This is a genomic window from Ramlibacter sp. Leaf400, assembly GCF_001424545.1.
Lineage (GTDB): Bacteria > Pseudomonadota > Gammaproteobacteria > Burkholderiales > Burkholderiaceae_C > Ramlibacter.
Genome location: NZ_LMQL01000007.1, coordinates 17,375 through 27,532, shown reverse-complemented (window position 1 = coordinate 27,532; position 10,158 = coordinate 17,375). Strand labels below are relative to the sequence as shown.

Genomic DNA, 10,158 nt, shown 5'->3' with positions numbered 1-10,158 from the left:
GGCCGGATATAAGTCCGCAGTGAATCCGCCGAGTCAAAGCTTCGAAGAACCGCTTGCCACACGGGAGGCGTCCATATAAGTTTTTCCGCGAGGGCCCGCGCCACTCAAGCGATGCGCGCAGCAATGCGAAGCGTCAGCGAGCTCGGAGAGGCACAGCATGAGCCCCCCGCCGGGGACCCCCTGCCGCAGGCAACGAACAGCAATGCGACCCTGCCTACCTTCCCCGACCCCGCCAAAAGACACCTCAACCCGCCAGCCGAATCGGCGCCCCCTCCAGCTGCGGCGCCGGCGGCAACCCCGTCGCCTTCAGGATCTCCTCCTCCGACAGCGTCTCGTCCTCCAGCAGCGCCGAAACCAACCCGTCCAGCGCTCCCCGGTGTTCGCGCAGCAACCGCTTGGCCTCCTCATGGCAGCCGTGCAGGATCCCCTGCACCTCGGCATCCACCAGCGCCGCCGTCTGCTCGCTGAAAGGCTTGTCGCCACCGAACCCGCCGCCGGTGCCCAGGAACCGGTTCTCGCGCGGCGCCAGCTGCACCATGCCGACCGCCTCGCTCATGCCCCAGCGCGTGACCATGTTGCGCGCGAGCTGGGTGGCCTGCTCGATGTCGTTCTCCGCGCCGGTGGTCTTGGTGCCGTACACCACCTCCTCGGCCGCGCGGCCGCCCAGCATGCCGATGATGCGGGCGCGCAGGTACGCCTCGGGGTAGTTGTAGCGGTCGGTCTGCGGCCGCTGGTAGGTGACGCCCAGCGCCTGGCCGCGCGGCACGATGCTCACGCGGTGCACCGGGTCGGCGCCCGGCACCACCAGCCCCAGGATGGCGTGGCCGCCCTCGTGGTACGCGATGCGCTCGCGGTCCTGCGCCGTCAGCAGCAGCGGCCGCTCGGGGCCCAGCACGATCTTCTCCAGCGCGTCCAGGAAGTCCTTGTGCGTCACTGCGCTCTCGCTGCGGCGCGCGGCCAGCAGCGCGGCCTCGTTCGCCAGGTTCTTCAGGTCCGCGCCCGAGAAGCCGGGCGTCGCCTGGGCCAGCTGTTCCAGTTGCACGTCGTCGGCCAGCGGCACCTTGCGCACGTGCACGCGCAGGATGGCCTCGCGGCCCGCCTTGTCCGGCAGGTTCACCACCACCCGCCGGTCGAAGCGGCCGGGCCGCAGCAGCGCGCGGTCCAGCACGTCGGGCGTGTTGGTGGCGGCCAGCACGATGATGCCCTCGCGCCCGGTGAAGCCGTCCATCTCGGTCAGGATCTGCTGCAGCGTCTGCTCCTGCTCGCTGTGCCCGCCGCCCATCATCACGCCGCCGCGGGCGCGGCCGATGGCGTCGATCTCGTCGATGAAGATGATGGCCGGCGCGCTCTCGCGGGCCTGCTTGAACAGGTCGCGCACGCGCGCCGCGCCCACGCCCACGATCATCTCGACGAACTCGGCCGCGCTCATCGAGAAGAAGGGCACGCCGGCCTCGCCGGCGACGGCCTTGGCCAGCAGGGTCTTGCCCGTGCCCGGCGAGCCGATCAGCAGCACGCCCTTGGGCGCGGTGCCGCCCAGGCGCGTGTACTTGTCCGGCGCCTTGAGGAAGTCGACGATCTCCACCAGTTCGGCCTCGGCCTCGTCGATGCCGGCGACGTCGTTGAACGTCACGCGCGTCGCCGGGTCGCCGACGTCGTAGCGCTTGGCCTTGCTGCGGCCCAGGCCGAACACGCCGCCCATGCCGCCGCCTGCGCCCCCCGCCGCGCGCCGGTACATCCACACGTAGAAGCCGATGATCAGCAGCGCGGGCCCGAAGTACAGCAGCGTGGTCCACAGGCCGCCCTGCTGGATCGGCACCGCGCTGATCTCCACCTTGTGGGTGATCAGGAAGCTCTCCAGGTCACGGTCGTGGAAGGCCGGCAGCTCGGTGTTGAAGTAGGCCGAGGTCTTGGGCGGGGGCATCAGCCGGCGGTCCAGCGAGGTGGGCCGCGCGGGCTGGCCGCCGGCCTGCTTGACCTCCTCCGGCGTGGGCCAGGTCACGGGGTTGCGGAACCGGCCTTCGATGGTGTTGCCGCGGCTGTAGAGGGCGGTCACGTTGCCCACCGCCACCTGCTGGCGGAACTCGGTGTAGGGCACCGTCACCGGCTGCTCGCCCGGGAACAGGAAGCGCATCAGCAGGTAGTTGATGAGGAACACCAGCGCGAAGATCGCAAGCGACTTGCGCGGCGGCATCCGGCTCAGCGGCGTTCGGCCGGACAGGGGAGGCGGTGGTCGGGCGGGCGTCTGCGAACCGTTCATCCTCCGATGATGTGGGCCCGCGCGGCTGCTCAACGTCAGCCGGGGGCGCAAATTGGCCGCAGACGGGCTTGCCACTGCAGGGCCGCCGGGGCGGCCGGCGGGCTTGTCATCCGCCGTCGGCCAAAGGAGCCGCGGCCGCCGCGACTGGCGGCCAGGCGCGGTGCTCGCGCCGCGCCTCGGCCCAGGTCCGCACCACCATCCAGCCCGAGGCGCCCAACCCCGCCGCCGAGAGCGTGCTCCACAGGAGCATGAGCAGGCTCAAGGTCATCGCCGCGCCTCGAAGATCAGGTTGAAGGGCGTCTGCGCCGCGAGCCGGAAGTGCGTGAAGCCGGCCTTGCGGAACACCTCCTGCAGCCGCGCCGGCCCGGCCTGCGCACCCAGCACCATCGTGCCGCCTTCGCTGATCGCGTGGGCGCAGCAGATCATGGTGGAAGCCGAGTAGTACAGCCGCCCCACCGTCCCCTGGTTGTCCTCGACGCGGTCGTGGGCGAACGGCTCCACCAGCATCACGGTGCCGCCGGGCGCCAGCGTCGCGGCGGCATGGCGCGCGGCCGCGACCGGGTCGCCCAGGTCGTGCAGCACGTCGAAGTAGCAGATCAGGCCGTAGCGGCGGTCCGGGTAGTCGGTGGCGCGGGCGAAGTCGAAGCGCACGCGATCCGCCACGCCGGCCTTGACCGCCAGGGCCCCGGCCTCGGCGATCGAGGCCGCGTGCGTGTCGAAGCCGTGGAAGCGCGAGGCCGGGAAGGCCTGGGCCATCAGCAGCGTGGAGTGGCCGTGGCCGCAGCCCACGTCGGCCACGTCGATGCCGGCTTGCAGCTTCTGCACCACGCCGTCCAGCGCGGGCAGCCACTCCGGCACCAGGCTGGCCTTGTAGCCGTTGCGGTAGAACGCGGCGGAGCCGCAGGACATGCGCTGATGGTGCTCGCCCCAGGCCACGCCGCGGCCGGTGCGGAAGGCCTCCAGTGCCTTGGGCTCGTCGAACCACATCGAGGCCGGGACGTTCCATGCGTTCGGGATGAAGAAGGGGCTGTCCTCGTCGGCCAGCACCTGCGCCTGCGCGGGCGAGAGCTCGTAGGTGCCGCTCACCGCGTGGTAGCCGATGTAGCCGGCGGCGACCTGGGCGTCGAGCCACTCGCGCACGTAGCGCTCGGCGCAGCCGGCGCGGGCGGCGACCTCGCGCGCGCTCGACGGTCCGGCCCCGGCCAGCGCCTTGTAGAGGCCGAGCTTGCTGCCCAGGCTGACCATCACGCCGGTGTAGCCGGCGGCGATGTCGTCGATGGTGCGCAGGGCGAAGGCCATCAGGGCGTCCTGCCCGGTGGATGTGTCGGAGGTGGCGGCGGCGTCCATGGGGGTGTCCTTTCGAGGGGGGGTGGGGGATGGGCTGGATCATTCCGGCCGGCCGCTCCCGCGCACAGGGGCGGAATCGCCCGGGACCGGTCGCTTCGTGCCACGCCGCGCGGCAAGGCCCGGCGCTATGCTTGGCCGCACCCCCGCCATGGCCGCCACCGCACCCGCCCCGGTCACGGGCTCGCAGCACGTGAGCCTGGTGGCGCTGCCCGAGGCGTCGATCTCGACGCTGGCCGGCGTGTTCGACGTGCTGCATGGCCCGTCACTGCTGGGCATCGGTGGCGCGCAGGCGCCCTTCCAGGTCGACGTGGTGGGCGCGGTCCGGGGCCCCATGACACTGGCCAGCGGCGTGCCCTTCGAGGTGCGGCGCACCATCGACGAGGTGACGGCCACCGACATCGTGATCGTGCCCTCGGTGGTGCTGCCGCCCGAGGGCTGGCGCACCGGCCGCTACCCGCAGCTGGTGGACTGGCTGCGCCGCATGCACGAGGGCGGCGCGATGCTGTGCTCGGCCTGCTCGGGCATCTTCCTCCTGGCCGAGACCGGCCTCTTCGACGGCAAGGACGCGACCGTGCACTTCTGGTACGCGCGCGCCTTCCAGGCGCTGTACCCGCAGGTGCCGGTCCATCCCGAACGCGTGCTGGTGATCTCCGGCCTGCGCGAGGAGCTGGTCTGCTCGGGCGCGTCGACCACCTGGCACGACCTGGTGCTGTACCTGGTGGCGCGGCACGCCGGCGCCACGGTCGCGCAGGAGGTGGCGCGCATGTTCGCGCTGCAGTGGCACCAGGATGGGCTGGCGCCCTTCATCGTGTTCGAGGGCAAGAGCGACCACGGCGACGGCGAGATCCAGAGCGCGCAGCAGTGGCTGGCCCAGAACTTCTCGGTGGCGCACCCGGTGGAAGAGATGATCAAGCGTTCAAGGTTGGCCGAGCGCACTTTCAAGCGGCGCTTTTCGGCCGCCACGGGACTCACCCCGATCGCCTACGTGCAGCGCCTTCGCATCGAGGACGCCAAGCGGCGGCTGGAACGCACCGAGGCGCCGGTGGACGAGGTCAGCTGGCGCGTCGGCTACGAGGACCCGGCGTTCTTCCGGCGGCTGTTCCGGCGCACCACCGGCATGGCGCCGGGCGCGTACCGCAAGCGCTTCCGCATCCCGGAGTTCGCGCGCGGCTGAACGCGACAACGAGGGTGCGAACGCTCCCGTGCTGACGAGTTGCAGCGCGCAGCTCGACAAGCGAATGTTGAGTGGCCGGCATTAGGGATAGCCCTTTCGAGCGCCCCAAAGGCTGAGCCACGGGCGTATCGTGGAAACACCCTGAAACAGGCCCGATGGCTCCCGCCCCCTGGAGGTTCGTTATGGCTCCCGCGACGTTGATCGACTGCCAAGTTCCACCGGAGTTCGAAGGCGAGGCCGAGCGTCGCGTCGAGACCTTGCGCGCCCTCGTGGCCGAGGGGGAACGCCTGGCCCTCCACGAGGCGCGGACCGGCGACCCGCAGCTGCGGGTCGTCGCGCGCTGGCAGCGCGCGTCGCTGGCGCTGCTGGGCCTGGCGCTGCTGGGGCTGCCGATCGACTTCGTGTTCGGAGCACACGGCGCCGCGTTCGCCGCGCTGGTGGTGGGGGTCGGCGGGCATTTCATCGTCGAGCAGCGCATCGACGCGCTCATTGCGGCTCGAGAACGGCTGTTCGAGTCCGGCAAGCAGGAGCTCTCGCTGCAATGGCTGGGCCTGGGAGGACTGGGCGCCACCGAAAACCCGTCGTTCCCGCGAAGGCGGGAACCCAGTGCTTCCCTGTCCGCCGCCCCCATCGGAGCACTGGATTCCAGCCTCTGCGGGAATGACAGGGTCACCCAGGCCTGACGGGCCGCCGTTCCCCGGCCGCCGTCAGGGCTTGCGCAGCACCAGCTCCCACGCGACCTTGGGTTGGTCGTAGCGGCGGATCGTGTGCTCCTCGCACGAAACCCAGTCCCACGCCGCGGGCGGGAGCAGCCGTTCCAGGTCGCCGCGCTCGAAGAAGCGCTTGTCCACGCTGTAGGTGCCGTGCACCCGGCGCAGGCCGGGCTCGATCTCCTCGCCGGCGTTCGAACCGTGCAGCACGTCGCGCACCGAGTTCACGCGGCACAGGAGCAGCCCGCCCGGTCGCAGGCAGCGGCGCAGCTCGGCGACGGCGCGCGTGGTCGTCGCCCAGTCGAAGTAGTGCAGGCACAGGCTGGCGATGGCGGCGCCGAAGCGCTCGTCGGCGAAGGGCAGCGGCGTGCGCAGGTCGTGCTGCAGCAGTTGCGCCCGCGGTGCGTTCGACGCGCAGGCGCGGAGCGCGTCCAGCGCGATGTCGGTGGCGACCACCTCGAAGCCCTGGTCGAGCAGCCAGACGGTGTCGCCGCCGCGATCGCAGCCGAGTTCCAGCACGGGGCCCGCTTGCGCCGCCGAGCGCAGTTGCGGCAGCCAGCGCTGCATCCAGCGGTCCTGCGCCGCGCTCATCGCGCCGCTCCCGCGGGCAGGGGCAGCGCCGTCTTGTAGCGCACCTGCTTGAGCGCGAAGCTGGAGCGGATCTTCTCGATGCCCGGGATGGGCGTGAGCTGGTTCAGGATGAAGCGCTCCAGCGCCGCGATGTCGGCCACCGCCACGCGGATCAGGTAGTCGCTGTCGCCGGTCATCAGGTAGCACTCCATCACCTCCTGGTGCTCGGCGATGCGGCGCTCGAACTCCGCCAGCGACTCGCGCGACTGCTCCTTCAGGCTGATGCTGATGAAGACGTTCAGGCCCAGCCCCACCGCCTTGGGGTCGGCCAGCGCGACGTACTGGCGGATCACGCCGGCGGCCTCCAGCGCCTTCACGCGCGTCAGGCAGGGCGAGGGCGACAGATGCACCCGGCGGGCCAGCTCGACGTTGGTCAGCGAGCCGTCTTCCTGCAGCTGCGCGAGGATTCGCAGGTCGACGGCATCGAGTTGCATGTTCTGCCTGGAAGCTGGGATTGGACGGCATTTTATGCTGCCGTGCTCATCGGCGGGAGCGACTATGACACCCCATTCCGTCGCGGGCGGCCTACAGTGGCCGCATGACCGATCAGAGCATCAACCGCTTCCTGCTCGCCGCGGGCACCGACACCGACCCGACCGAAACCGCCGAATGGCGCGCGGCCCTGGCCGCGCTGGTGGCCAGCGAAGGCCCCGAGCGGGCCCGCTTCATCCTGGACGAGCTGGCCGCGATGGCCCGCGTGCCGCAGGTGGGCTGGTCGCCCGAGCTGGTCACGCCCTACGTCAACACCATCCCGGTCGAGCAGCAGCCCGCCTTCCCCGGCGACCTGGCGATCGAGGAGCGGCTGGCCTCGCTGATGCGCTGGAACGCGCTGGCGATGGTGGCGCGCGCCAACACCGCCTATGGCGAGCTGGGCGGCCACATCGCCAGCTACGCCAGCGCGGCCGACCTGTTCGAGGTGGGTTTCAACCATTTCTTCCGCGCGCGCAATGAAGCGCAGGGCGGCGACCTGGTGTTCTTCCAGCCGCACAGCGCGCCGGGCGTGTACGCGCGCGCCTTCCTGGAAGGGCGCCTCACCGACAACGACCTCGCGCACTACCGGCAGGAGCTCACCGCGCCGCAGAAGGACGCGCGCGGTCTCTCCAGCTACCCGCATCCCTGGCTGATGGCCGACTTCTGGCAGTTCCCGACCGGCTCCATGGGCATCGGGCCGATCAGCTCGATCTACCACGCGCGCTTCATGCGCTACCTCACGCACCGCGGCCTGCTCGATTGCGAGGGCCGCAAGGTGTGGGGCGTGTTCGGCGACGGCGAGATGGACGAGCCCGAGAGCATGAGCGCGCTCACGCTGGCCTCGCGCGAGAAGCTGGACAACCTGGTGTGGGTGGTCAACTGCAACCTGCAGCGGCTGGACGGCCCGGTGCGTGGCAACGGCCGCATCGTCGACGAGCTGGAAAAACTGTTCCGCGGCGCCGGCTGGCACGTGATCAAGCTGCTGTGGGGCAGCGACTGGGACGGCCTGTTCGCGCGCGACGTCACCGGCGCCCTGGTGCGCGCCTTCGCCCACACGGTCGACGGCCAGATGCAGACCTTCGCGGCCAAGGACGGCCGCTTCAACCGCGACAACTTCTTCGGCCAGGACGAGGAGCTGGCGCGCCTGGCGCAGGGCATGACGGACGAGCAGATCGACCGCCTGAAGCGCGGCGGCCACGACCTGGTGAAGATCCACGCGGCCTACCACGCGGCGGTGCGCCACGGCGGGCAGCCGGTGGTGATCCTGGCCCACACCAAGAAGGGCTACGGAATGGGCACGGCCGGGCAGGGGAAGATGACGACGCACAGCCAGAAGAAGCTGGACGAGTCGGCGCTGCTGGAGTTTCGCAACCGCTTCAACCTGCCGCTGTCGGACCAGCAGGCCACCAGCCTCTCCTTCTTCCGGCCGGCCGAGGACAGCGCCGAGATGCGCTACCTGCACGAGCGGCGCCAGGCGCTGGGCGGCTACCTGCCGCGGCGCGAGTCGCACGCGCCCGCGCTGCCGATCCCCGCGCTGGAGGCCTACGCGCAGTTCGCGGTGCAGGCGGGCGGCAAGGAGATGTCGACCACCATGGCCTTCGTGCGGCTGCTGGGCAACCTGCTGAAGGACCGCGAGCTGGGCCCGCGCATCGTCCCCATCGTGGCCGACGAGGCCCGCACCTTCGGCATGGCCAACCTGTTCAAGCAGGTGGGCATCTACTCCAGCGTCGGGCAGAAGTACGAGCCGGAGGACATCGGCTCGGTGCTGTCGTACCGCGAGGCCCTGGACGGGCAGATCCTGGAAGAGGGCATCAGCGAGGCCGGCGCCATCGCCAGCTGGACGGCCGCCGCCACCAGCTACAGCGTGCACGGCGTGCCCATGCTGCCGTTCTACATCTACTACTCGATGTTCGGCTTCCAGCGCGTGGGCGACGCGATCTGGGCGGCGGCCGACCAGCGCGCCCGCGGCTTCCTGCTGGGCGCCACCTCGGGCCGCACCACGCTGGGCGGCGAGGGCCTGCAGCACCAGGACGGCAGCAGCCACCTGGTGGCCGCCACCATCCCCAACTGCAAGGCCTGGGACCCGGCCTTCGCCGGCGAGATGGCGCTGATCGTGGACCACGGCATGCGCGAGATGCTGGTGGACCAGCAGGACGTCTTCTACTACCTGACGCTGATGAACGAGAACTACGCGCAGCCGGACCTGCCCGAGGCCGCGCGCGAGGGCGTGGTGCGCGGCGGCTACCGGTTCGCGACGTTCGGTGAGGGTCCGGCGAAGGCCACGCTGCTGGGCTCGGGCGCCATCCTCACGGAAGTGCTCAAGGCGGCCCGCCGCCTGGCCGACGAAGGCATCGCCTGCGAGGTGTTCAGCATCACCAGCTGGAGCGAGCTGGCACGCGACGGCCTGCACTGCGAGCAGCGGGCGATGCGGGGCGAGGCGCACACCACGCCCTGGCTGCACCGGTTGTTCGGGGAAGGCGGCACGCCCCTCGTGGCGGCCACCGACTACGTGCGGGCGGTGCCGGAGCAGGTCCGGGCCTGGCTGCCGCAGGGGCGGCGCTACCTCACGCTGGGCACCGACGGCTTCGGGCGCAGCGACACGCGGGCGGCGCTGCGCCAGTTCTTCGGCGTCGATGCGGACCACATCGTGCGGGCGGTCCGCTGGTGCCTCCACTAACATCCGGCCCATGAGCCTGAAATCCCGCTTCTGGGCCGACCTCACCACCCGCGACTTCGAGCAGCTGCAATCGAGCGCCGCCATCGAGCAGGTGGTGGCGGTGCTGCCGGTCGCGGCGATCGAGCAGCACGGGCCCCACCTGCCGGTGAGCGTGGACACGGACCTGGTCGACGGCATCGTGCGGGCCGGCCTGCCGCACCTGCCGGCGGACCTGCCGGTGCTGTTCCTGCCCACGCAGCAGGTGGGCAAGAGCAACGAGCACATCCGCTTCCCGGGCACGCTCACGCTGTCGGCCGAGACCGTGATCCGGCTGTGGACCGAGATCGGCGAGTCGGTGGCGCGCGCGGGCGTGCGCAAGCTGGTGCTGTTCAACTCGCACGGCGGGCAGGTGAGCGTGATGGACATCGTCGCGCGCGACCTGCGTACGCGTTGCGAGCTGCTGGTGTTCTCGGTCAACTGGTTCAACCTGCCGCTGGGCGACGAGGTGCAGGGACTCTTCACGCCCGCGGAGCACCGCTTCGGCATCCACGCCGGCGACGTGGAGACGTCGATGATGCTGGCGCTGCGGCCCGACGCCGTCGACATGCGGCAGGCCCGCGACTTCCGCTCCAGCTCGCAGGACCGCGCCGCCCGCTTTCCGATCCTGGGCAACGGCAGCAGCGCGAAGCTGGGCTGGCAGATGCAGGACTACAACGCCATGGGCGCCGCGGGCAACGCGACGCTGGCGACCGCGGACAAGGGCCGCGCCGTGGTCGAGGCCGCCGCACGCCAGCTGGCCCTGCTCCTGCAGGAAGTGGCCCAGGTGCCGCTGTCCACGCTGGTGGCGCGGCCGGAATTTCCCCGCTGAATCCAACCGCAGAGCGCGATCTCCCGCGCTGAGTTCGCGCAGGGG

The 10,158-nt window shown here is 71.1% G+C and carries 9 protein-coding genes; 4 read left to right on the top strand and 5 right to left on the bottom strand.

Translation table 11 applies throughout. The annotated features are described in order from the left end of the window. Positions 1–244 precede the first annotated feature (244 nt). From ftsH to ASG30_RS06130, 3 genes are all read right to left on the bottom strand, one after another. On the bottom strand, positions 245–2,257 hold the full coding sequence (gene ftsH, locus ASG30_RS06135) for an ATP-dependent zinc metalloprotease FtsH (protein WP_055894056.1): 2,013 nt from the start codon (positions 2,255–2,257) through the stop codon (positions 245–247). A 106-nt stretch (positions 2,258–2,363) separates the two neighbouring features. Further along, positions 2,364–2,525: a hypothetical protein gene (locus ASG30_RS22445; RefSeq protein WP_156385443.1), complete on the bottom strand. Its 162-nt coding sequence runs from the start codon at positions 2,523–2,525 to the stop codon at positions 2,364–2,366. Then, positions 2,522–3,604 (bottom strand): class I SAM-dependent methyltransferase, encoded by a 1,083-nt coding sequence (locus ASG30_RS06130; RefSeq protein WP_055894054.1) that lies wholly within the window; start codon positions 3,602–3,604, stop codon positions 2,522–2,524. Before ASG30_RS06130 ends, ASG30_RS22445 begins: the two co-directional genes overlap by 4 nt. Positions 3,605–3,731: 127 nt before the next feature. Between ASG30_RS06130 and ASG30_RS06125 the strand changes: the two genes are divergently transcribed. Continuing rightward, a complete protein-coding gene (locus ASG30_RS06125; RefSeq protein WP_200947258.1) occupies positions 3,732–4,778 on the top strand; it encodes a GlxA family transcriptional regulator in 1,047 nt (348 codons plus the stop codon). 182 nt (positions 4,779–4,960) lie between these two features. Then, positions 4,961–5,461: a hypothetical protein gene (locus ASG30_RS06120; RefSeq protein WP_055894052.1), complete on the top strand. Its 501-nt coding sequence runs from the start codon at positions 4,961–4,963 to the stop codon at positions 5,459–5,461. Between the two features lie 24 nt (positions 5,462–5,485). Here ASG30_RS06120 and ASG30_RS06115 read toward each other — a convergent pair whose 3' ends face one another. After that, positions 5,486–6,079, bottom strand: a complete 594-nt coding sequence (locus ASG30_RS06115; RefSeq protein WP_055894050.1) for a class I SAM-dependent methyltransferase — start codon at positions 6,077–6,079, stop codon at positions 5,486–5,488. Further along, on the bottom strand, positions 6,076–6,552 hold the full coding sequence (locus ASG30_RS06110; protein WP_055894049.1) for an Lrp/AsnC family transcriptional regulator: 477 nt from the start codon (positions 6,550–6,552) through the stop codon (positions 6,076–6,078). The genes ASG30_RS06115 and ASG30_RS06110 overlap by 4 nt, the downstream gene beginning before the upstream one ends. A 104-nt stretch (positions 6,553–6,656) precedes the next feature. Here ASG30_RS06110 and mdeB point away from each other — a divergent pair, with 104 nt between their 5' ends. After that, on the top strand, positions 6,657–9,266 hold the full coding sequence (mdeB, locus tag ASG30_RS06105; protein ID WP_055894047.1) for an alpha-ketoglutarate dehydrogenase: 2,610 nt from the start codon (positions 6,657–6,659) through the stop codon (positions 9,264–9,266). A 10-nt stretch (positions 9,267–9,276) separates the two neighbouring features. Continuing rightward, positions 9,277–10,113: a creatininase family protein gene (locus ASG30_RS06100; protein WP_055894046.1), complete on the top strand. Its 837-nt coding sequence runs from the start codon at positions 9,277–9,279 to the stop codon at positions 10,111–10,113. Positions 10,114–10,158 lie beyond the last annotated feature (45 nt).

Excerpts from the sequence above, each read along its gene's own strand:
- ftsH (WP_055894056.1), bottom strand. The coding sequence starts at position 2,257 with ATGAACGGTTCGCAGACGCCCGCCCGACCACCGCCTCCCCTGTCCGGC.
- ASG30_RS22445 (WP_156385443.1), bottom strand. The coding sequence starts at position 2,525 with ATGACCTTGAGCCTGCTCATGCTCCTGTGGAGCACGCTCTCGGCGGCG.
- ASG30_RS06130 (WP_055894054.1), bottom strand. The coding sequence starts at position 3,604 with ATGGACGCCGCCGCCACCTCCGACACATCCACCGGGCAGGACGCCCTG.
- ASG30_RS06125 (WP_200947258.1), top strand. The coding sequence starts at position 3,732 with ATGCTTGGCCGCACCCCCGCCATGGCCGCCACCGCACCCGCCCCGGTC.
- ASG30_RS06120 (WP_055894052.1), top strand. The coding sequence starts at position 4,961 with ATGGCTCCCGCGACGTTGATCGACTGCCAAGTTCCACCGGAGTTCGAA.
- ASG30_RS06115 (WP_055894050.1), bottom strand. The coding sequence starts at position 6,079 with ATGAGCGCGGCGCAGGACCGCTGGATGCAGCGCTGGCTGCCGCAACTG.
- ASG30_RS06110 (WP_055894049.1), bottom strand. The coding sequence starts at position 6,552 with ATGCAACTCGATGCCGTCGACCTGCGAATCCTCGCGCAGCTGCAGGAA.
- mdeB (WP_055894047.1), top strand. The coding sequence starts at position 6,657 with ATGACCGATCAGAGCATCAACCGCTTCCTGCTCGCCGCGGGCACCGAC.
- ASG30_RS06100 (WP_055894046.1), top strand. The coding sequence starts at position 9,277 with ATGAGCCTGAAATCCCGCTTCTGGGCCGACCTCACCACCCGCGACTTC.